General features: G+C 70.6%; 23 protein-coding genes and 1 pseudogene. All 24 read right to left on the bottom strand.

The genetic code is table 11. The annotated features are described in order from the left end of the window. Window positions 1-773 precede the first annotated feature (773 nt). The 24 genes and pseudogenes from AB0H82_RS32845 to AB0H82_RS32730 all read right to left on the bottom strand — a co-directional run bounded on the left by AB0H82_RS32845 (window position 774) and on the right by AB0H82_RS32730 (window position 21,174). Entirely contained in the window at window positions 774-1,895 is a 1,122-nt protein-coding gene (locus AB0H82_RS32845; RefSeq protein WP_362999164.1) for a DnaB-like helicase N-terminal domain-containing protein, read from the bottom strand. Further along, a complete protein-coding gene (locus AB0H82_RS32840) occupies window positions 1,895-3,133 on the bottom strand; it encodes a DNA cytosine methyltransferase (RefSeq protein ID WP_362999163.1) in 1,239 nt (412 codons plus the stop codon). Before AB0H82_RS32840 ends, AB0H82_RS32845 begins: the two co-directional genes overlap by 1 nt. Next, the gene (locus AB0H82_RS32835; RefSeq protein WP_362999162.1) at window positions 3,130-4,002 is read right to left on the bottom strand and encodes a hypothetical protein; all 873 of its coding nucleotides are present in this window, start codon (window positions 4,000-4,002) and stop codon (window positions 3,130-3,132) included. The genes AB0H82_RS32840 and AB0H82_RS32835 overlap by 4 nt, the downstream gene beginning before the upstream one ends. 285 nt (window positions 4,003-4,287) lie before the next feature. Further along, window positions 4,288-5,103, bottom strand: a complete 816-nt coding sequence (locus tag AB0H82_RS32830; protein ID WP_362999161.1) for a hypothetical protein — start codon at window positions 5,101-5,103, stop codon at window positions 4,288-4,290. A gap of 124 nt (window positions 5,104-5,227) precedes the next feature. Next, window positions 5,228-6,064 (bottom strand): hypothetical protein, encoded by an 837-nt coding sequence (locus tag AB0H82_RS32825; protein WP_362999160.1) that lies wholly within the window; start codon window positions 6,062-6,064, stop codon window positions 5,228-5,230. A gap of 17 nt (window positions 6,065-6,081) precedes the next feature. Continuing rightward, entirely contained in the window at window positions 6,082-6,834 is a 753-nt protein-coding gene (locus tag AB0H82_RS32820; RefSeq protein WP_362999159.1) for a hypothetical protein, read from the bottom strand. 358 nt (window positions 6,835-7,192) lie between these two features. Further along, a complete protein-coding gene (locus tag AB0H82_RS32815) occupies window positions 7,193-8,935 on the bottom strand; it encodes a TraM recognition domain-containing protein (protein WP_362999158.1) in 1,743 nt (580 codons plus the stop codon). Between the two features lie 346 nt (window positions 8,936-9,281). Continuing rightward, window positions 9,282-9,401, bottom strand: a pseudogene (locus tag AB0H82_RS32810) (hypothetical protein); the annotation flags it as partial. Further along, entirely contained in the window at window positions 9,355-9,795 is a 441-nt protein-coding gene (locus tag AB0H82_RS32805; protein WP_362999157.1) for a DUF317 domain-containing protein, read from the bottom strand. The gene AB0H82_RS32805 and the pseudogene AB0H82_RS32810, both read right to left, overlap by 47 nt. 5 nt (window positions 9,796-9,800) lie before the next feature. Continuing rightward, window positions 9,801-10,406 (bottom strand): hypothetical protein, encoded by a 606-nt coding sequence (locus AB0H82_RS32800; RefSeq protein ID WP_362999156.1) that lies wholly within the window; start codon window positions 10,404-10,406, stop codon window positions 9,801-9,803. A 69-nt stretch (window positions 10,407-10,475) separates the two neighbouring features. After that, entirely contained in the window at window positions 10,476-10,856 is a 381-nt protein-coding gene (locus AB0H82_RS32795; protein WP_362999185.1) for a DUF317 domain-containing protein, read from the bottom strand. Beyond that, entirely contained in the window at window positions 10,828-11,310 is a 483-nt protein-coding gene (locus tag AB0H82_RS32790; protein ID WP_362999155.1) for a DUF317 domain-containing protein, read from the bottom strand. The genes AB0H82_RS32795 and AB0H82_RS32790 overlap by 29 nt, the downstream gene beginning before the upstream one ends. After that, entirely contained in the window at window positions 11,307-11,666 is a 360-nt protein-coding gene (locus AB0H82_RS32785) for a hypothetical protein (protein WP_362999154.1), read from the bottom strand. The genes AB0H82_RS32790 and AB0H82_RS32785 overlap by 4 nt, the downstream gene beginning before the upstream one ends. Window positions 11,667-11,689: 23 nt before the next feature. Continuing rightward, a complete protein-coding gene (locus AB0H82_RS32780; RefSeq protein WP_362999153.1) occupies window positions 11,690-12,499 on the bottom strand; it encodes a DUF317 domain-containing protein in 810 nt (269 codons plus the stop codon). Next, window positions 12,496-12,885: a hypothetical protein gene (locus AB0H82_RS32775; RefSeq protein WP_362999152.1), complete on the bottom strand. Its 390-nt coding sequence runs from the start codon at window positions 12,883-12,885 to the stop codon at window positions 12,496-12,498. Before AB0H82_RS32775 ends, AB0H82_RS32780 begins: the two co-directional genes overlap by 4 nt. 277 nt (window positions 12,886-13,162) lie before the next feature. Beyond that, window positions 13,163-13,663, bottom strand: coding sequence for a hypothetical protein (locus AB0H82_RS32770; RefSeq protein ID WP_362999151.1), 501 nt, complete (start codon window positions 13,661-13,663; stop codon window positions 13,163-13,165). 26 nt (window positions 13,664-13,689) lie between these two features. After that, a complete protein-coding gene (locus tag AB0H82_RS32765; protein ID WP_362999150.1) occupies window positions 13,690-13,911 on the bottom strand; it encodes a hypothetical protein in 222 nt (73 codons plus the stop codon). Window positions 13,912-14,628: 717 nt separating this feature from the next. Continuing rightward, the gene (locus tag AB0H82_RS32760) at window positions 14,629-15,372 is read right to left on the bottom strand and encodes a hypothetical protein (RefSeq protein WP_362999149.1); all 744 of its coding nucleotides are present in this window, start codon (window positions 15,370-15,372) and stop codon (window positions 14,629-14,631) included. 21 nt (window positions 15,373-15,393) lie between these two features. Continuing rightward, window positions 15,394-16,107 (bottom strand): hypothetical protein, encoded by a 714-nt coding sequence (locus AB0H82_RS32755; RefSeq protein WP_362999148.1) that lies wholly within the window; start codon window positions 16,105-16,107, stop codon window positions 15,394-15,396. Between the two features lie 22 nt (window positions 16,108-16,129). Beyond that, window positions 16,130-17,029, bottom strand: coding sequence for a hypothetical protein (locus AB0H82_RS32750; protein WP_362999147.1), 900 nt, complete (start codon window positions 17,027-17,029; stop codon window positions 16,130-16,132). After that, window positions 17,026-17,385 carry a hypothetical protein gene (locus AB0H82_RS32745; protein ID WP_362999146.1) on the bottom strand — a complete coding sequence of 120 codons (360 nt, stop codon included), beginning with the start codon at window positions 17,383-17,385 and terminating at the stop codon, window positions 17,026-17,028. The genes AB0H82_RS32750 and AB0H82_RS32745 overlap by 4 nt, the downstream gene beginning before the upstream one ends. 181 nt (window positions 17,386-17,566) lie before the next feature. After that, window positions 17,567-18,064: a hypothetical protein gene (locus AB0H82_RS32740; protein ID WP_362999145.1), complete on the bottom strand. Its 498-nt coding sequence runs from the start codon at window positions 18,062-18,064 to the stop codon at window positions 17,567-17,569. A 171-nt stretch (window positions 18,065-18,235) separates the two neighbouring features. Continuing rightward, entirely contained in the window at window positions 18,236-20,035 is a 1,800-nt protein-coding gene (locus AB0H82_RS32735; RefSeq protein ID WP_362999144.1) for a hypothetical protein, read from the bottom strand. Beyond that, window positions 20,032-21,174 carry an AAA family ATPase gene (locus AB0H82_RS32730; protein WP_362999184.1) on the bottom strand — a complete coding sequence of 381 codons (1,143 nt, stop codon included), beginning with the start codon at window positions 21,172-21,174 and terminating at the stop codon, window positions 20,032-20,034. Before AB0H82_RS32730 ends, AB0H82_RS32735 begins: the two co-directional genes overlap by 4 nt. Window positions 21,175-21,338: the final 164 nt, after the last annotated feature.

Genomic DNA, 21,338 nt, shown 5'->3' with positions numbered 1-21,338 from the left:
ACACCAGCCAGGGCCACACAAGCCCCGACAGGCCACTTCCCCACATGAGGCAGGGCAAGGGACAGGATCAGCACGAATACCGGAGCCAGGCCCAGCGTGACAGCGAAGGCACGGACACGTGCGTAATACCGGCCGGTATTGCTACCGTCCGGGATCGTCCCGGAAGCTACCGCGCCGCGGACGACGTTGTGCTCAGTCAATTTTCCCTCCAACAGGAATTGACGACTGATCAGAATGTGAGGCGGCCCCGGTCCGTCATAGGTTCCAGCCTGAGACCGGGGCCACCTCTTCGGCGCGACCCTAGCGCCCCGCGCAGACGTTGAGCCATCCGAGTGAGTCACTAACGGGTACGAAGCCGCACCGGCGTACGAAATCCGTCCGCTGCGCCTGAGCCTTGAACGCTCCTATCAAAACAAAGGCCATATCTGACCGTTTCAGTGCGGATTCGATCGCACTTTTCAAGCGATTGGCCACTACTCGCTCTACGCCGTCACATGAAAATCCAAAGAGCGCACTCCGGCTCACTCAGCTGCTGGAAGACACTCCCGGCGCGCGAGAGCCATGTTGCGAAGCAGCCGGGTGGGCGCGCCGAGGGCACGTTAGATCGTCAACGGCCCACCACGGTGGTGTAGCCAGTCAGGGATCCGGAGTGCGCGTGCACCTGCCCGGGGCTATCCCGAGCGGCCACCGCCACGGACACCACGCGCTCACCGACGAGGCGTACACGGCTAGGCGAGTGGCGAGTTCGAGAAGGCCGCGGGCCTGCACGGGTTCTAGCGGGTGGCTCGGACGGGGGACGGGGCGGACCGCAGGAGAGGCCCAGCCCGGGGAGCGGCCGGGGCGCGGGCCGGGCGGGCGGTGCGCGGCGTAGCCGGGCCGGTGGCTTGGTGCCAGCGGGAGCGCACGGCGGTCAGCTCGGCCAGCGCCCGACGGCTGCCGGTGATCAGCTGGTGGGGGCTGTTGGCCGGGTCGTCGGTAAAGGCGGCGATGCGGACGGCGACGGTTTGCGCGCTGGTGAGCAAGGCACGCTCAAGGACCTTCTCGCCCCAGTGCTCGGGTGAACCGACCGGCGTGGACAGCAGGGCCAGCAGATCGGCGGGGGTGATGTCGTGGGTGAGGAGGCTGCGGTGCTGGGCTTCCCAGAGCACGGTGACCGGGTCGACGGCCTCGCCGCGATGGGTGAGCGCGGTGAGGCACTGCCACAGCGCCGCGTGCAGGGGGAGCGTGAAGTCCTCGGGCGCGAGCCAGCGCATCTGGCTGGTCTCGGCGGGGTACGCGGTCGCGGTGGCGATCAGGAGGCGTTCCTCGTCGAGGGCTTCCTCGCCGGTGTCCCTGGCGGGCGCCGGCGGCAGCGCGGTGCGCGGCAGGGAGCCGGGGTGTGGGGTGAAGCGGCCGGAGAGGGCGTCCAGGAACTGGGCGAGGGTGTCGGCCTGCTGGAGGGTGGCCTTCGCGCGGTGGGGCAGGGTGGTGTCCACCGCGGTCTGGGCCAGGCGCCCGGCGTGCAGGCGCAGGCTGCGGCGGGCGTGGTCGGCGCGGATCATCCGGGCATACGTGGCCGCGTGGCTCGGCCAGGGGCAGACCTGGATGAGGGTGTGCAGGTAGGAGGCGGTCAGCCCGGGGGCGTGGGGGCGGGCCGCGGCCAGGACGGTGTTCAGCCAGGCCGGACTCGTGCGGTGCTGCTCGGTACCGGGGGCCGGTGCCGAGCGCATGGCACGGAACAGTTCGCCGTGCGTGTGGTTGGAGAAGTGGCCCGGCTCCAGCAGGCCGATCTCGTCGAGGCGGTGGGCTTCCAACAGGAGTGCGCCGAGCAGGGATTGTTCGGCGTAGTGCACGGGTTGGGGCGGCGGAAGGGCGTCGAGGTCGTCGTGCTCGTCGTCGGTGGAGGCAGGGGGCATCAGGCGGCCAGGGTGAAGTCGTCGGGGGTGAGAGTCTTGCCGAGGTGTGGTGCCAGCAGGTGGGCGGCGAGCCGGGGCGGGACGGCGTTGCCGACCTGGCTGAAGATCTGGCCCTTGTTGCCCTGCCAGGGGTAGTCGGGTGGGAAGGTCTGCAGGATGCCGGCCTCGGCGGCGGTGATCCGGATCGGATCCGGCGCTGAGACGGTGCCCGCCGGCGCTGAAACGGTCGGTTCGGCCTGCCACACGAACTCGTTGACCCGGTGACCGAAGAACAGGGTCCCGGCCGGCTCATCGATCGTGCGGACGGTGGCGTGGGCCTGGTTGTTGCTGCGCAGGGTCCAGCGCCACACCGTGGGCGTCGCCTGTGCGTAGGGGTGTCCGGCGTGGACGGTTCTCTCCGCCCGGCCATCCACGACACAGACAGTTGAGTTGGCGGGCGGGTGCGGCTTCCAGGTGCCGCGGTCGCGGGCGTCGCTGAGAGTCTTGCGGGAACCGGAGGGGAACGGCTCGGGCCCGCCGCCAGGCCCGCCCCCGGCGCACACGGTCGGCACGGGGCGGTCGGTGGCACCCCAGCCAAGGGCCTCGGCCATGGAGATCCAGCGGGCGCGGCCCGGCCCGAACAGCGACTCGGGCTCGGCGTGTTTGGCGTGCGTGGGCGGGGGCGGCTCGGCGGTACGGGTGCGGGAGGCGAGCAGGATGGCCCGCCGCCTGGTCTGCGGCACGCCGTAGTCGGCCGCGTTCAAGATCCCGGTCCAGGCCGAGTACCCCCAGGTGCGCAGGATCGCGGCGTACTGGCGCCACAGGGGCAGCACGTCGGGGACCTCTTCTATCGCGACCCACTCTGGCTGACCGTGCTGGTGCAGGGCGTGCAGGTAGCGCATGGGTTCGGCGGCGAGCAGGGAACGTGGGTCACGACAGGCAGCCAGCAGCTGTTCGCGGGTGTCCAGGCCCTTGGCGAGGTCGGCCACGGCCTGGTGGACCAGCGGCTGGTCGACGAGCCCGAGGCGTTTGCCGGCCATCGACCATGCCTGGCACGGCGGGCTCGCGATCAGCCCGGTGATCCGGCCGAGGAACGGCCACAGGGGGTAGGCCGCGACATCGGTACGGATCGTCAACTGCCCCGCAGCCGCCCTGGTCTTGCACGCCCACTCGTCCCATTCCAGGCCCACGTCCCGTACGCCGAGCACAGTCAGGGCCTGGCTCCATCCCCCGGGACCAGCGAACAGATCAAGAATCAAGAGGCCAGCCCGAAACCGTCCTGCACCGGCTCGACTTCACCGCGGCAGGCCCATGGGGAGCAGCCGTCGATGACGCCGTTCTCCAGTTCCTGGGCGTCTGCTGCGCTGTCACCGAGTTCTTGCTGCAGGGCGGCCCATTCGGCAGCGGTGACATGGTCGATCGGGGCCTGGTCGAGCGGCACGCGCGAGCGGTGCAGGAACGCTTCTCCCAGCAGCCGATTGCCGGTGGCGTTGGCGCGGGCGTTGCCCTGCCGGATGGCCGCGTCGAAGGCCACCACGTCCGCCCACTCCTGCGGCGAGGAGTCCCGGATGGATCTCCACTGGGCGTTCCCATGAAAGGGACAGCCAAGGCAGCTGGACTTCGGGGTGTCCACCAGTCCGAGTGACGTCAAGTAGCGGACACAATCAGTCCTTGACCAGCCCATGTCGATGAGCGGGTGGCGGTTGCGCATGTACTTGACGTCCGAGTCCTTGGCCCGGTGAAATTCATCCGTCGAAATGCCGACCCACTGCTCCACGAAAACGTCTCGGGGGATGCGTGCCGGATAGGGGTACCCGAGGAGTTCGCGCACCTGCTTCTTCAGGGGCTTGATTTTGTACTCGCCAGTGCACTGGCGTCTGGTCATGCCCGGCTTGCCGTCCTTGTTCAGGATGTAGAGCGGCATGGAAGCAAAGCGGTGATCCGGGTCGAGGGCATCCCTTCTGATGTTCCCGGAGGAGACGCGCAGAATGGGTATTCCGGCTGGGGTGGCTATGTCTCGCTCCAGCCGGTCAAGATGTCGGTAAACGGCCTGCGGCTCCCAGCCGGTGTCAGCGAAAATCGCGTAATCCACCTTGGGGAGGATGCCCTTGGCGGACAGGGCGAGCATGGCGCTGGATTGCACACCAGCGCCTAGAGAAATGCATCGGAAGGTGGGGGATTCGGAAATGGTGTGTCCTTGGAAATGGGGCAGGGGGGAAAGAGAGTCAGCACTGCGGGGGTGCTGAGGACGACGCGGCGGGCTGCACGGGCGCGGGCACCGCCGCCAGCGCTGCGCGGAGCGAGAGCCGGGTTGATGCCGTCGGTGAGTTCGCGCACCGCAGTGGTGGCGATGCGGAGTTGGGCCTGGACGTCGCGGGGCAGATGGCGCCAGTCGGACGGCCAAGGGCGGGTGTCATCGGGAGCGTGCGGGCGTGACGCCGGCCCGAGGCTGTGCTGGGCGAGCGGTCGTCAGGGCCGGAGACCGCGAACGCCCGAAGCTCGCCGCCAGGGTGCGGCAGCCCTCGGCGGTGAGGTGGACGCGTTCGTCATGCAGGATCCGCGGGGTTTCCTCGCGGTTGAGGAGCCCTCGGGCTTCCAGGGAGCGGATGGTGCTGATGCTCACGCGAAGGTCGTCGTGGCTGACCCTCGGCTTGTTGTCGTGCCGGTCAATCGTCACGAAGCCCTGGGCGACGGCACGCAGGGCGGCGTGCTGCGCGGGCGAGAGGTCGTGCGACTGGCCGGCCGGCAGGAGACGCTGTTGGCGCATCTCGGTGGTCAGGAGTTCCGCGGCGGCCAGTGTGTCGTCGGCGCCGAGGGCGGTCAGGTTCTGTATGAGGACGAGGCGGCCCCGCACCTCCTCGCGGGCTTCCTTGGCGGTCAGTGGCAGCCTGTCCTGGCTGGGGGCGCCGACGCGGATGTCGTCGAGGATGTCCTCGGCGTCCAGGAGGTGATCGGTGGCGTCGAGGGCGAGGTGGCCGAGCTGCCGGACGCGTGCGTAGACCGCGCGGATCCCAGCGCTGGGGTACATCGGCTGCTCGTTCAGCGCGTCGATGATGTGGAGTGCCGACTTGGCCAGGTGTTGTGTGCGGGGGATCTGCCTGCTGACCGCGGTTGCGGGGCTGGCGCCGTTGATCTCCATGACGTACAGCGAGTGGAGCGCGTCGTTGTGGCGGTTGTAGTCGGCACCGAGCGCCAGCAGCGCTTCTGCAGGCAGGAGTTGGACGGTCATCGGGGAGGTGAGGGATCCCTTCGGTGAGGGGGCATGGTCGGTGGCAAGACAGCGGGCGGGGGCTCGGGGTACCGGGTGAGTAGGCGCGGGGAGAGCCGATGTGGGCTCTGGCAGGCGCATCTCGTCACCGGCGCACGCCCGGAAGCGCGGAGGTTCTTGGCGCGGGCACCGCCGTGGTGGCGGGGGTGGCGGTGGGCCGGAATTGGACCAGAGCGCGCTGCCCCTGCTCGGTGACCGTGATGGCCTGGCCGACGAGCAAGGGGGTGCCGGTGTCGATGGTGACGAGGCCGCGCTTGGCGAGGGCCTGGAAAGTGGCGGTGGAGATGCGTGTGCCGTCCTTGACCGCGACCCGTGTGCCGCTCCGTCCTTTCTGCATCCGCTCGTAGAGGCGTCCCTCTCCCTGCGCCAGTGACTTCAGGGCCGAGTGCTGGATGTCATTGAGTTTGGCCACGGTCTGTGGCGGGCGCGGTGATGTGGTCGGCAGGCTGCGGCTGATGCTGGTGGCGAGGTAGTGACAGGCGCTCGCCCCCACGTCGAGCTGGTGGGCGGCCTCCTTGAGGTGGCTGCTCATGCGGGGGATGGCCTCTCCGTGACGCGCCGCGCGGACTTGGGCGTCGTCGGCCGGATATCCGGCGAAGGGCGCTCCCTCGTACGGGTTGGCGGAGATGGCCTCGGCGAGGTCGGTGCAGGCCAGGGACGCGCCGGCGACGGTGGCGGACAGTGCTTCCAGACCGGCGCGGCTGCCGGTGAGGCTCGTGTACGCGCTGTTGTCCAGCGCCGTCAGGTGCCCGAGCGCGGTTGCGGTCAGCTCCTGGGCCGCGAGCAGGAGCGGAGTGATCTTGTGCAGTGCGTCGGTGCCGGGGGTGTAGGCGAGGTCGCGCACGCGGTCGTGGAGTTCCTCGAAGCTCCGGGCCAGGGAGCGGAGTTGGTCTGGCTGTTGGTTCAGGTCGAGCGGGGGCATGGGGCTCCAGGAGGGGCTCAGCGGCCTCGGGTGGCCGTCTGCGTGCGGGGTGCGGGCCCGGGCGGGGAGCCGGCCGTCGTGGCTGGGGGCAGGGCAAGGGCGGCGGCCAGGGCCGTGACGCCGGCGGAGGTGAGGTGCACGCGGTCCTGCGGCGATCCCCCGATGTATGCGGGCGCTGCGGACTTGGCCTTGCGGGCGATGAGGTCGTTGGCTTCCAGGGACCGCAGGGTGCTGATCAGGACGCGTGTCGTGCGGTGGTGGACGTAACTCCGGTCGGTGGAGCCGGTGACCACGACGTGGCCGCGGGCGATCTCGTGCAGAGCCGTGTGCTGCGCGGTCGAGAGCGGTTCATCGGGCCGTGGGGTGCTGCTCCAGCGTCTTCGCCGTATCTCACCGGCAATGCGCGTCGCACTGTCCAGGACGGCTTCGGGGGCCAGAGCGGTCAGCTCGCGTGCCAGTTGAGGGCCATGGCCGGTGGAGGCGGTGCACAGGTAGGCGAGCTGTTTGAGCCGGACGACGGCGTCGGACAACTCAGCGCTCGCATACAGTCGTTCGTTGTGAACGGCCTTGATGGCGGCGAGGGTCTCGGTGGCCAGGTCCTGCGCGGCGGTGACGTGCGCCCGCGGTTCGGGCTTGGCGCGGTCGGCGAGCAGCAGGTCGAGCCGGTCGTTGTGCTCGGTGTAATGGGCGGCGAGGGAGAGCAGACGCTCGACGGGCGTCGGCGGCGGGGGCACCTCGAACAGGAGGGCGTCGGCGGGTGGTCGGGTCATGTGTGCGGGCGGTGACGAGGAGCACGCGCGGAAGGCTGGGCCGGCGTGGCGGCGGGTGTCGGCGACTGCGTTGGCGCAGTGCGCTGAGCGCAGGCAAACGAATCGAGGACCGCGGTCACCTCCGCGATGTGCCTGGTGCAGGCGAGAGCCTGCTGGTCCTTCACGGGGTGGGTGATGGCCCGCAGAGCGACTTCGGGTTCGCTGTTGCCGCATTCCAGGCAGCAGCGGTGGCGGGGGTCCCAGTCGTCGGGGACGGCATGGATTTGTGTCATGGGCGATTCCAGGTGCGCTGACAGCTGGTGCGGCGATGTAGAGGGACGCCGCGCGCAGCACAGGGGACGAAGGGCGGGGGTTGGTTCTACGCGGTGGTGCCGAAGTCGGCCTGCTTGGGGGCGGCCTTGGCGACAGCCCGCTCGGTGATGCCCTTCGACGCGCGGGCGGAGGCGGCGGACAGCTCGTCGGCGCCGGGCTCGAGATACCAGGGGCGCAGGTCGAGCATCGCGGCGCGCATGCCGGTGGCGAAGCACAGGGCGGTGCCCTTGGGCAGGGCGCGGATGGCGTCGGCGGCCAGGATGCGCTCCTGCCGCACGGAGACCGAGGTGCTCTTGCCGGATTCCGAGTGCGAGGTGGAGGTGGTCTCCACGTCGTGGTCGCCGATCAGCCGGGAGAGCTTGTCGGCGAAGTCGGGGTCGTCGATGCCGGAGCCGATGACCTTGATCGTGGAGGCGGACCACATGGCGTCCATGCCCGCGTCCCCCCAGACCTTCTGGCCCTGGCGGTAGGACTGCAGGATCGTGATTGGGATGATCCCGCGGCTGCCGAGGTGGGAGTACAGGTCCGGAAGATCGCCGATTTTGCACACGTTCGCGGCCTCATCCAGGATCGCGAGCATGGGCGGGTCCAGGCGTCCGCCGGCGCGCTCGGCCTGGGCGGTCGCGGCCCGCATCACGGAGTCCGCGCACGCGGCGATCAGGGCGCTGGCTCCGCCGCCGCCGTCCTTGGAGAGCAGGTACAAGGTGTCGGTCGAGGTGACGAACGCTTCCGGGCGGAACTCCTCGATGTCCTTCTGCGGGGTCACCCACGCGGCGATCTCCGAGTTCAGCAGCGCGGCGGCGTACTGCCGGGCGGTCTCGTAGATGCCGTCGCGGGTCTCCGGCGGTCCCTCGACGGTGCCCTTGAGCTGGGCGGCGACCGCGGTGAAGCCGTGGTCGCGCAGGATGTCCAGCGGCGTGCGGTCGGCCGGGAAGGCCAGCCACTGCATCACGTCGGTGATGGGGCGCTCGTCGAGGGCCGCGGCCAGGAACAACTGGCTCAAGATGTTACTGCCGGCCTTCGACCAGAAGTCGCCCTGCTGGGAGGCGTCGACCGAGGCGGCGAGGAAGTGCCCGGCGAGCCTGCCTGCCCCGTCGAGAGTCTGGGCGGTGGCCAGCGGGTTCCACCACATCTCGCGCTTGGCGTGCGCGATCTGCTGTGGGTCCATCGACCAGGTCCGGCCGACGGCCGCCCGCGCGTCGAGCGTGGCGGTAAAGGCATCGCCCGCCGCCTTGTTGGAGGTCAGCAGGACCGGACCGGGCGCGTTGAGGATGGAGGGGATCGCCAGGGAGGTGGTCTTGCCGGAGCGCGGCGCCATGATCGCCACGGCGACGTCCTCGTACCCCATGCGCACCTCATACTTCGTGCCCTGGAGGTTGCCGAGGAGGATGCCGGTGTCGTTGGCATCGATGTGCTTGGCGTCTTTGAGGCTCGGGCGCAGCGAGCGGGCTTTGGAGGTGATCGCCTTGGACATCAGCGGCTCGATGTCGGCGCGTTTGGCCATGCCGTCGATGCGCTTCTTGCGCCCGCCGCTGGTGCCCTTGTGCCGCTTGTAGACCACGGCGGCGGTGATACCCAGGGCGAGCAGCACGGCGCCGGGCAGGATGCGTGTGCCGATCAGGAGGGACGTTTCTCCCAGGTTGGGCCAGAGCTGGTCGGGGTGCAGGAGGGCTTGGACGGGCTGGTAGGGGACGCCGGGCCCGGAGTCGGTGGCCCAGGCGGTGAGCTGTCCGCCGAGCCAGGCGAGATTGGACAAGGGGACCGCGACGGCGAGAACCCCAAGAAGCATCTTGAAAGCTATGTCGTAGCCGTCGGTGGACTGAGGGGAGGGCTGGGACAAGAGGGCAGTTCCAAAAGGGACGGGGGCGTTGGCCGCTCAGCGGGACCGGCGTGGCTTGGTCACGTGCGACGGCGGGGCGAGCGGCGTGGCCGGCGCAGGGGCATAACGCTGGGCGAGGGCGGTCGTGCTGCGGTGCTTCAGCGCGAAGGCGACGGCCTCGGCGCTCACCCGGCCGGTGGTGGCACGGCCGTGGGTGGCTGCCAGGTGCGGGACGCGGTGCGGTTCTCGGACGGAGGGGTGTCTGGTCGGCCAGCGCCTCGAAGAGCGCGGCGACCAGGTGGGGCAGGGTGTCGCCGTCCAGGTAGGCGCGCCACAGGGCGGGCAGGTGGTGGACGGACGTCTCGACGACCCAGCTGGCGGCACGGTGTTCATGGGCGAGGCGGTCGACTCGGGCCAGGCCGTCGGGGGAGGTCATGCCCTCGGTCGAGGTGCGACCGTCGTGGTGGCGGGGAGCCTGCCGCGCGCAGCGTCTCGTAGGGGTCGTCGGGCGCGGCCAGCGGTGTGGCGGGGTCGGTGAGGGCGTCGGTGACTGCGGCGATGATCTCGACCGGTGTGTGGGCGCCGAAGGCGACCGACCAGGCCCGCTGGTCGCCGTGGTGTGCGTGATGCAGGGTCCACCACGGTCCGGCCGGGTCCGGGGTGATACGCAGCTGGGCGAGCTGGTCCGGGCTGGTCAGAATAACCCGGGGCACGAGCGGGTCCTGGGCGGTGCTCCAGCGGCAGGCGCGGTGGAGCGGGACGGTGACCCAGGCCGGGGCGCCGGGGCCGGCGAGGTAGCGGACCAGCGCGATGTCGATGTCGTGCGGCACGCCGGTCACCTGCGGGCCACAGCGGACGGCGCCGCGGCCAGAGTCACCGGACGGGCATGCACCTGGGCTGAGGTCAGGGCCGGTGAGCGTGGCGGCAGGTCCTGGACGGCGGCCTGAATTTCGAGGAGAGCCCTGCCGTGACTGGCCCAGTCGTCGAGGTAGGACCAGGCTTCCTCGTTGCGCTCGGCGAGCGCGTCGTCGTACGCGAAACTGCCCGGCCGGGCAGTCGGGGGCAGCGCGTCACGTGCTTCGAGCCATTCCCGCTGCAGTGCGCCGAGCTGCTTGAGGGCGTGGTCGAGGACGCTCAGCTTCCAGGGCCAGCGGGACTGGATCTGTGCGGGGTTGAGCTGCTGTATCTGTACCTCGGCGGTGGCCAGCAGCTCCTTGGCGAAGGACCGTACGCGGTTGAAGGACCGCCAGGTGTCCGCGTCGCGTGCGACGGCGTGACGGCTGTGCTCGGCGTCGTCGAGGGGCCAGCCGTCGAGGTCGCTGTGCTCCTCACGCCAGGCATCGAAGTCGGCGAGGATCTGTTCGCTCTCGCGCAGGAAGACGGCGAGCTGGTGCAGGCGCGCGCGGTGAATCTCATCGGGGGCGTGAGCAGTTGGGGACAAGAGCGCTCTCAGTCGAAGGATGGAACAAGGGGGAGCGGTGAGCCGGGCGGGGAGTGCCGCCCGGCTCGTTCAGCGGGCCCGGCCGGAGGCGGAAGCGGCCGGTGCGGCGCGGGGTGCCGGTGAGTCTGTGGTGAGTGCGGCCGTGCGGCGGGCCTTGCGCGCGGCACCACGCATTGCCTTGAGCCGCATCCTGTGCGCGTCGGCGAGCTGCTCGCCCTGCGGGCCGCGCTGCTCCTGGGTGACCAGGTGGGAGTGCGGCACGTCGTACATCCCGCGCTGCACGGGCTCGGTATCGGCCAGGGCAGTGGTGAATGCGGCGATCAGGTGGGGCGGCATCTGCTCGTCGAGGTAGGCGTGCCAGATCCGGCGAAGGCCACCGCCGCCGCCTGGCACGGCAGCCTGGGCCCGCCAGTGGAAGTTCTCACCCGGCTCGACGGCCCACCGCTCCAGGCTGAGGGCGCCGTCGGGGTGGCTGGGCGCTTTCGTTGCCGTGTTCGTCGCGCTCGTAGGACCAGCCCGCCGCGGTCAGCGGCGACCAGATCGGTGGCGTCTGCTCGGGTGCGGGCTCGAGCAGCGCGTCGGTGAGGTGGGAGAGGATCTCCACGGGGGTGTGCGCGCCGAATTCGGTGTACCAGCGCCGACCGTCTTCTTCCTGGCCGCGGATGCGCCACCATGCCCCGTAGGGCTCGGGGTCGGGTTCCAGTACCACGGTGTTCCGGTAGTCGGGGCTGACCAGCAGGACGTGGGGGAAGTCGGGGTCGGAGTGGTTCGCCCAGCCCGCGGCTCGCAGTGCCTGGGTGATGTGCCGCGGGTCGCCGCGCCCGGCCAGGTGACGGGGCTGGGTCTCCAACCAGATCGTGCCGTGCGGGGAGTTGGCGCGGGTGGGGAGGTAGGGGTCGGTCATCGCCCCGGGGCGCCGACCTGCGTTCGCAGCCGCTGCACGGTCCAGTGCAGTACGTACCAGTCCGTCACCTCCTGGGCCGCGTTGCGGAAGGCTTCCATGGTCGAGCGGGTCTCCTCGCTCCACGGCGATGGGGCATCGCGGCCGATGATGCGCGCGATGGGGCGCAGGGCGTCACCGAGCAGGATCGGGACGCCGTCGTCCTCGTCGAGCAGGGGTGCGAGCAGTGGCAGCGCTTCATCGAGCGGGGGATAGGACCGGAGATAGGCCGCGAGGTCGGCGAGGGTGCTGGTCGCCTGACGGATCTGGTCGGGGGTGGGGGCATCGGGTATGGGGTGGGCCAAGGCGTGAGCTTTCATGCGAAGTGGGGGTAGTTGGCCGGTCAGCGGCGGGCGCGGGAGCCTGCCTGGGCGTACGGGCCGGCGGTAGGCGTCTGGCGTCGGGGTCGGGTGGAGGCCCAGGAGTTGCGGGCCCAGGTGGCGGCGCGGGCGGCTCGGACACGGGCCTGTTGCCAGGCGGACAGCTCGTCGGGCCGCACTGAGACGGAGGTGGTGCGGATGTGGGTGGAGGGCGGTACGTGCCCGCGCGGGCGCATGACCTGTTGCGGGTCGGACAGCGCGGTGCTGAACGCCTGGACGAGGTGTGTCGGCGTGGAAGCGGTGAAGGAGGCGTCCCAGATCCGGCCGTGCTCGTTGCGGGCCCCGGCCCACCACAGAGCCTCGCCGGGCTGGGACTGGTGGAACTGCATCCAGGCGCCGCCGTCGGGGCTCATGGCGGTGAAGTGCTGGCCCTGCTCGGTCTTCCAGCGCTGCTCCTGCAGGGGCGCCCAGACGTTGGGGGCGTGCGCGGAGCGGGGGCGGGTGAGCGCGTCGGTGAATCCGGCGACGATCTCGACGGGTACCTGGCGGGTGAAGGTCGCGTGCCAGGCTTCCTGGCCGCGGGCGGCCTTCCCGGAGATCGTCCAGCCGCCCGGCTGGGTGAAGGGGTCGTATCCGATGCGCACGGACTTATCCGGGCTGTCGAAGACCAGTGGCCCGCCAGTCTTGGACTTGTCGTTCCAGCCGGAGGCGCGCAGGAACTCGCTGACGAAGCGGATGTCGCCGCCGCCGGCGAGGTAGCGGGGCTCGACCAGGTAGTGCTGCTCAGCCTGTTGGGCGCCGGGGCTCCAGCCGGCCCACTGCTGCTGTTTCACCGGCTCCTCCTAACGACCATGGCGGAGGCGACGGGCTGGGGCGGCAGGGTGCTTGCCGTGGTGGACGGTGTCCCGAGCTGCTTGATGGCGTCGGCGTGCTCGTCAAGGTCCATGCCAACGCTGTGCAGTTCGTTGGATGCCCGGCCCATGGCGAGCCAGACCTCGGGCGGGAGCATCCCGCGGTGGGCCTGGTTCTGGGCGAACCGGGAGCCCGTGCCGACCAAATCGGTGACCCGGGTCAGGAGACCCTCCTCGGTGTCGAGGACTTTGGCGAGGATCTCGGCCGCTTGACGCGGGGTGGCCTGGTCGAGGTGGTCGTCCAGGGTCTTGATGAGGCTGGCGATGTCCTCGGCGAGGCGTACGGGGTAGGACGGCAGGTCGGTCATGGGCCTCCTGTGGGCGAAGGAACGGGGCGGTCAGCTGTGTCGGCCGAGGCGGCGGGCTTCGCTGAGGACGGCCTCTGGCCGGGCGACGGCCAGAGGGATGGACCGTACGCGGCTGCCGACGGCGACGGCGCGTAGGTAGGGGCGGAATAGGGCAGCTGCCAGGCGCGGACTTCGGTCGGCGGTGATGGGCGGGGGTGTGCGGTCGGGCGCGGAGATGTGCGGCGTCTCTCTCGGGTGGCGAGGGCCGGCCCCCGCGGCGGGAGCCGGCCGGGGACGGTCACGGGCAGCGGCGGGAGCGGTGGCTTTCTGCGGCGGGTGGTGTCGCCGGGGCCGTGGCCGGTGGCGACGGTTGTGTCGCGGCACGGGCGGCTTGGTAGGCGGTGGCGGTGCGGCTGAGGGCCCTGGGCGCGGGATGGGTACCGCACGGGGGCGCGGCGGCGGGGTGGCGGTGGTTGCGGATGTCGGCGACCGCTTCCTGGTACGCCATGGGGTCGAAGAGTGCGTCGGGGATGTTGACCACGTATCCGGCCAGGAGCAGGGAGGGAAGGGCGCGGGTGGCGACCTTCTTTTGCTCCTGCTCGCTGAGGTGGTCGGGAACTTCGTGCCAGACATAGACGGGACCGGCCGTGACCTCGGTTTTGCGTTCCAGACCGAGGGCATCGAGCAGGGCTAGGAGCTGCTCGGGTGCACCCGTGGGGGTGTCGGCGTGGATCGTGTCGGTCGGGGCTTTGCGGTAGATCTCGACGTCGCTGCCTTCGGCGTCGGCTCTGTTGCCCACGGGCGGACTTCTCCGATCTTCGGGGGCTATCGCCGCCGGGCAGGCGACTTGGACGGGGTTGTTGCCGGGTTGTTGGTCAGCGTGGAGGCGCTGGTGCGCGCGGCCTGGTTGCGGATCAGTTCGAGCTGCCGAGCGTCGTTGGACAAGCGGCTGGTGGTCACCATCAGCCGTTCTGCCGGCCCCAGTTCGAGCCCGGCGTGCTCCAGGCGCAGGGGCCACGGGGTCCAAGTGGAGATCAGGGTCTGCACCAGGCGCGGCAGGAGCCCTTCGTGGGGCGCGGCGCGGTCCCGGCTACCCGAATGCTCGGTTCACTCTTGGGTCCAGGCTGGTCCTGCGCTCTACTGAAGGTTGGCAAAGGGGGTGGGTGAGACGGCGGACGACACAGATGTCCTGCTTGAGTTGTGGAGGGGGCAGCGTGACGAGGCTCGCCAGATGGAGAATCAGCGTGCGGCGCTCACCAGTGTCGTGATTGTGGTTGCTGCGGCTGGCCTCGGTTTCCTGGCACAGCATGGAGTCCTGCGAACGTCCTCGCTCGGGGTGACGTTGCCGATGTTCATCCTGGGGGCTTTCGGGGCTGTGGCTTGCGCCAAGTACGGAGAGCGTTGGGCTGTCCACTCCGGACTGGCTGGCAGCTTGCGTCATGAGGTCGGACTTCGTCACCCAGGACTGAACCTGTCTGACCTCATCGCAGACAACCGTGCAGAGCACCGGGCCGAGTTCCCGCGCATTTCGAGGGTGAAGATATGGGTGCTCTGGGTCGTAATTCACTTGGGGATCTCAGCTGGCGGGTTGATTCTGAGCCTCTGGGTTCTGGTGTCCAGGCGTTGAGCGGACGTCCCCCGGGAGGCCAGACTCCGATGACACTCACCCAACCTCCGATGGCACAGGCCATCTTCGGATCCCGTGTGGTGGTCACGTAGGGTAGGGGAGGACGAAGAACGTCGGCTCGCCGTCCGTCGAACCGTTCACCGAGTCCGCGCCGCGGAGGCCGCGGCTGGGGTCGGGGCTGAGACCGGGGCGGTGTCCAAGGCGGGCTTGGCCTGCGGGAGCCGCACGCTGATGCCGATACCGAGCTGGACGAGCTGAGCTGCTGCCCGCTGGATGGCCTGGGCCTGGGCTGCAGTGTCCTCGCCGGGCAGTACGAAGGCGTCATGGTCCTTGTCGTAGACGCAGCCGTTGTCGGTGAGGATCTGGGCGGCGTCGGCCCGGTCGGGCTTGGTGACGTGGAAGTCCCGGCCGCTCAACGTGATCACCACGAGGTCCGGGGGCGACGTCGGAGCGAGGCGGGCGGCATTGTCGCGGACTTGGGCGAGGGCCTTGTCGTAGCGGGGCAACAGGGCGGTCGCAATGTCCGCGGCGGCCTGGGCCGGGTCGTCGGGGACGGAGATGCCGTCGGGCTCGCGCACGGTGTGGAAGGCTTCCGCAGGCATGCCGGCCGGGGCGATGGCGCCGACGAGGAACTCCTCGCCGCTGCGAGGGCGCGCTATGACGTACAGGCGGGTGCCGTCGTCGCGGGTGAGGACGGCGTCCTGGTCCAGGACGTGCTCGGCGATGGCCTGCGCGACCAGGTTCATGTCCCAGACGTGTTCGGCGCGGGCGAACTGGTCGGGGTACTGCGCGTGTGTCTGGTGCTCGCTGGTCCAGTTGCCGGGGAGTTCGTCGGCGAGGGCGATGGCGAAGGACGCGAGATCAGGGGTGGGATCGTGCATGGGTTCCTCGGGGATGGGAGGTCAGCGCCGCCCGGCGGGAGCCGGGGCAGTGGGCGGCGGGCTGGATGCGGTGGTGGTCAGGGGCGGGGGCGGACAACCGCAGACGGCGGAGGCTTCACGCTCATGCGGGCCGACTTCGGCGCTGCACACGCTGCGCTGCGGGTGAGGCTCGTGCCGGTCGGCGAGGTCGGCGAGGTCGGCGCGGATGGCGGCCAGGTCGGCTCGGATGACGTCCAGGCGGCCTTCGGAGAGGTAACGCAGCCGCGCGGCGGTAGCGATGTCAGATGGTCCGCCAAGGCTCAGGTGGAACTCGATCGTTGCCGCGAGGACATCGTCGAGGGCAGCCAGGACGCCGTCGTGGGGGGCGGTGAGTTCGGTCAGGGCATCCGCGACCTCCTCGGTGGTGGTCGCCTGGCGGATGCGTTCGGCCTGGTGGGCGACGGAGGCGCCAAGGGGAAGGTAGTGGGCCTCGCGCAGTTCGGTCTCGAACGCCTGGTCGCAGGCGACGTGGTACCGGACGGTGCGCAGCCGTGCCACGGCCCGGGTGGCGAGACGTTCCTCCTCGGCTTCGTCGAGGCCGGTGGGCAGTCGGTGGTAGTGCTCGTGCACGCGGACGACGGGAATGAAGCCGGTGCGTTCCAGGATGCTGTGCGCTTCCGGGTCGCCGCCGCGGGCGAGGACTTCGCCCGAGTGCACGTCCCGTTGCAGGGTCAGGTAACGGTCGGCAATGGCCAAGGGCAGGGCTCTCTCACAGTGTTCAGCGGGAATGGCGCGTGGGCGCCGGTTGAGGCGTGGGCATGCGGGGAGCCGGGGCGGCGCGCTGGTTGGCGCCGGGCAGATTCGCGGCGGTGGCTTTTAGGTCCTGCTGGATGCCGTACAGGCGCCGGGCGATCCACTCCAGCCGGTGCCCCGCTTCGGGCCCGTAGGCGTGGGGCAGCGACTCCAGCCGGTAGGCGGCCTGTTCGACCAGGCCGCGCACCGAGGCGATCGGCCCGTTGGTCTCGTCGGCGAGCTGGCACATCACCGTGGCGAGCTGCGCGGCCACCGCGGGCGGGGACTGACCCGCCACCGGCTTTGGCAGCGCGATGCGTTCGGCCGGCAGACGCGCGGTCAGAGGGCGCCCGCCTTGGGGCTGGGCGGGCACAAGGCCCAGATCGGCCTCGATGCGTCGGCACTCCTCCACGAGCGCCCGGACGAGCGGATAGGGCTGCCGCGCCCAGACGCCGTCGCCGCGAACGAGGTTGGCGATCACATTGAGTCGGCTAGGCCGGGCCTGCAGCGCCACCCAACGGCACGCCTGCTCATCCCCGGCTGGTGCGAGACCGGCGACGCGGGACAACCGCTGGGCGATCTCCGCCCACTCCGACCGACGCAGTTCCCGGTCGGCGGGGTGCAGCCGGACCACCAGATGGAAAATCTCAGGGGCATTGGCGTTCGGTCCGGCCGCGTAGGGGGCGAGGCTCTGTGGCGCGATGAGGTACTCCTCCCACTCGGCGAACGTCCACTCCTGCGGGCTGCCCTCGGCGACGGTGGGGTCCAAGGGCGCGCTAGCCACCACGAGATCACCCAGAACGTTCTGTTCGGCGATTGGACGGTCCAGCGCGGCGGAGAGCGGGATGGAGGGGAAGAACTCCGTCTCGTGGATGTACGGGATCACCGGCCGCCCCGGGCGTCTGCGATGTGCACGAGCTGGTTCAGCTCGGTGGTGGAATACCAGCCGCAGTCGATCACGGTGCCCGCGTCGGCGAACTTCGGGATCAGGTAGTCCTCCAGGGCGCGCAGGTAGATGAGGCAGTCAGGGCAGCGCCGCGAGAGGTGGACCAGATAGCGGGGGTGGGCGGTGACGAAGGTCTGCTGCCCGCCGTTGGGGTCGCGCAGCCGCCAGCCGTCCTCGTCGGTGGGCGTGTGCCAGGACGGAGTCACCACCGTCATGGCATCCCCCCACAACTCGCCGCCGGCCACACCCTTGAGGACGACCACCTGGTCGCCGGGCCGGAAGTGGCCATGGGTCATGTCCCTCTTGGGCGTGAGGAGGTCGTCGGGAACGTATGGCGGGCGGGCGGCTTGGGGCACAGCTGGGGTCCTTCCACGAACGTCACGGGGTGGCGGTGGAAGGACAATGGTCCGCAGGATCCCCGGTTTCGCTAACCGGGGATCGTCGGGTATAAGGCAGTCCCGCGCCCGCTGCGCCCAACTAGCGGAAGGGGTTCTCAGTGCCGCGATCGGCCTCCGTGGCGGCGTCGAGAAGCTCGGGAAGATCGGTTCCTTCGGCGTCCCGCTGATCGATCCACCACCCGGCGCGGTTGATCGTGCGGATCTTCTCTTCGAGCGCGGCCCAGTTCGCCTCGTCCCAGGTGCCTTCGGTGACCAGGGCGGTGTAGGCGGCGGTGACCAGCTGGTGGCGGGATCGTTCGCCCCAGTCCAGGGCCTTCTCGGGGCCTTCGAGCGGCGGCATCTCGAACTGGGCGGCCCAGTCGGCGGCGGCCTGCTGTTCGGCGGCGCGCTTGGCGGCGAGCCACTCCTCCTTGCTGGCGCTGTCGTTGTCGCGGGCGGCCTTCCAGCAGTCGGTGCAGTCCTTGGAGGCGAGCCAGCGGGCGAAGGACGCGCGCTTGTCGGCGGGCCGGTCGGACAGGTTGTGCGTCACGGTGTGTCCACAGGTGTGGATAACCTCGAAAGATGTACGGACAGCCATGTTCTGGGTGATCTCCTTGCCGTGGCGGGCAGTTCAGGGGTTAAGGCCGGGTATGTGCGGTCGAGTGGACTGATGGTGGGGATTCAGCGGCGCGCGACATGGGCTGGCCTGCGGAGGTGGTCTGGAGTGCTTCGCGGTGGTCTCGGGGACGCTTCCGCCTTCCGCGCCGTCTCAGCGTGTCCTGCGGATGGCGTCTGTGGCCGCCGTGGCGATGGCGACGGGAGCGCTGGAGGGCCGGGGCAGGTGCAGCAAGGTGGTTCCTGGCAAGTGGTGGGACTTCGCGGTGAGGGTGAGCTGGAGTACGGCGCAGCCGGCGGTCGTAAGCTGCTTGACGCGGGTGACGGCTTGAGCGGTTTCGTCGCTGCCGTAGTGGGCGTCGGTGACGATCACGAGGAGGCGGCCGGCGCCGGGGCGGCTGAGTTCGAGGCCGTGGTCGAGTGCGTCGATGGCGTCGCCGAGGTTGTGGTGGCCGCCGGTGGCATCGAACGTCGTCACGCGCTCTGGTGCTCGGTGGGTGGGCCGGATCAGTGCGGTCAGGTGCCTGTCGTAGGCGATGGTGGCGGTAAGGGATTCGGGGTCGGTCAGGGCTGCTGCGCGTGCCACGATCCAGGCAGCGGACGCGACGGGCGCGCAGGCGGCACGCATGGAGCCGGAGACGTCGACGGCGATCCCCACCCGCAGTGGTGGGGTGGGGGAGTTCCGGCGGCGGGTGTGGGTGAACGGTTCCGCGGTGGGGACCGACCCGGCCGCGCGCTGAGCGTCGCGGGCGAGGGCCGCGCGCATGTTGAGGCGGCCGGGCGGGGTGGGGCTGGTGGTCCGCTCCTCGGTCCGCTCGCGGTAGGCGGCGGCACGCAGGGCGCGGCTCAGGCGCGCGGCGGCACTCTGTTCGGCTGCGGTGGGCCTGCGGGTGCCGGTGACTGGGTTGCCGGAGGGAGCCGGTGTGCCGTCGGGGGTGACGGTGGTGCCACGGGCGTTGAACACCGACTTGGCGGTGGCGGCGGCTTTGCGTCGCTGGCCGGCTCGCTGGGCGCGGTCCTGAGCCTGCGCCTTGGACCGCGACGCCATGGCGTTGGCTGCTGCGTCCTGTGCCGCGAGGTCGGCCGCGTCGGTGGCTACCGTGCTGTCCATGACGACCCCCACGGCGCCGGACAGCAGATCGGAGAGGCCCTCCGGCACGGGCAGGGCGGGGGCCGCGGCGTCCAGAGCGTCGCACCATTCTTGACCGCGCGCGAGCATGGTCGTGGCGTCGTGGTCGGCGCACTGGTGAGCTGCGGTCCAGATGCGGGTGAGGGTGGTCAGCAGGTCTGCGCCCAGTACCTTTTCGCACAGATCGGCGACGGCCCGGGTCTCGCCGGCGTCCAGGATGCCGACGTCACGGCGGCCGAGGATCAGGGCCGCCACGGCGGCGGCCTGTTCGATGCCCTGGAGGGTGGGGTGGGCGATGTCGGGCATGACCAGGGTTCGGGCACTGGTGCGCAGGTACGTGCGGTCCGTGGGCCGCGTGATCAGATGCGCGCCTTCGACGCGGCTCTCCTCCAGTAGGAGCGCGGCCTCGACGACACGGGGGTCCGCCCCGGCAGGCGCCGTCCAGACGGAGTGGGCCGCGTGCGCGGCCTCGTGGACGAACACTCCCCAGGCGGCGGGATACCGCTCCTCGTCGCCCACGATCCGCGGATGGATCTCGTGGGGCTGGAGGGGGGCGAACAGGCGGGCGTCGAACTCGACCTCGCCCAGAGTGGGGAAGAACGCGGCCGGTGCGCCGCTGCGCGTGCCGGGGCGGCAGGTGACGAGGAGGTCCTGGCGGCCGGAGAGGGCGACCAGCCGATCGCCGAGTTCGGCTCCCACGCGCAGCCACGCGGCCGGGGAGGAGCGGGGTTGCGCGGGCGGGGCGCCGTCGTCGTCCCAGCGCGCGAGGTCGGCGTCGTCGTCCGGCGTGGTGGCGGGGGACTGGACGTGGTGGTGGGCGCTCATTGCGGGCGGCCCCGGTGTGCGGAGCCGGAGCTGCCCGGGGGCTGCCGGGTGGCCGAGGCGGGGAGCTGCTTGCCGAGGGTGAGAGGAGCGATCTTCTTGACGCCGGCAGCCTTCATGACGGCGTCGGCGACGGCGTCGCGATCCTCCACAGGGGCGATGCCGACCAGGTTCGCGAGCGCGGCTTTGGTGCCGAGGACGGCCTCGGTCTTCTGGTAGCTGAGCAGTTCTCGCAGTTGGGGGGCCCAGCCCAGCTCGCCGAGTTCGACTTGGTGGGCGAGGTGTCGGGCGACCCGGACCACCCGGGCATCGATCCTCAAGGCCAGGGCGAGGTCATAGTCCGTGCCGATCTGGATCTGCACGCTGAACCGGCTCGCGAGCGCCTCCGTCAACACCGCGCCGTGGACGCCGGGATTGTGGCCCGCCACCACGTAGAAGCCCGGCTCGGCCTTGATGGTCTCGCCCTTGTGGGCCTTGATCTGGATCTGCCTGCGCCCGTCCATCGCGGGATACAGCGCCGCCAGGACCTTCGGTGAGATCAAGGTGGCATCGTCGATCAGCAGGGCGCGGCCCTCGGTCATCGCGGTGACCAGCGGACCGTACTGGAAGACGTAGCCTCCCGCGTCGTCCTGCGTGTACTCGCCGATCAAGTCGCCGACCGTGGTGTCGCCGTCACCGGCGACGGTGAGCAGGTCCGGGAACGCCGCCTCGACCAGACTCGTCTTGCCAGTGCCCGGAGGGCCGTAGAGCAGCACCGGCACGTCGGCGTCGCGCAAGCGGTTCAACGCCTCGACGTCGGGCAGATCGGCCAGCTCCCGGGGGTGGTAGACCTGGCCTCCCGCGCGGCGGATCGGTCCGGTCTGCCTGGGCGTGGCTGCTGCGGGAATGGTCGTGCGGGCCCTGGCCGCCTGGGCGCGGGGAGAGTGGGTGCCCGGGGGACTGATCACAGCGGTCTGCGCGGCTGCGGCGGTTTTCGCGTTCGCGCGGAACTCCGGTTGTCCGGTTCCGCCTTGGTCGGCCTCGCCGCGTCGCACCAGGGTGAGGGCGGCGTTGCGGACGGCGCCGTGGGAGTGGCCCAGCTGCCGGGCCATGTCCCCGATGGTGAGCGTGTCCGCTGGCCGGTCGGCCAGCAGCCGGGCCACCTTGGCCCGTAGTTCGCCGCCCTTGGTGCGCGCTGGACTGGGAGGCGTACCGGGTGTGGTCAAAACGAGGGTCCTTCAAGAGGTGCGGGTGCGGGCGGGGTTGACGATGCGCGGGAGAGGCTGGGCGCTCTTGGAGCGGATCACGGACTGTGCCGACATCGGCG

Origin of the sequence: Streptomyces sp. NPDC050732 (assembly GCF_040654255.1) — a bacterium.
Classification (GTDB): domain Bacteria; phylum Actinomycetota; class Actinomycetes; order Streptomycetales; family Streptomycetaceae; genus Streptomyces.
Note: the sequence above shows the minus strand (reverse complement) of the source record. Positions and strands in the feature narration are given on the sequence as shown.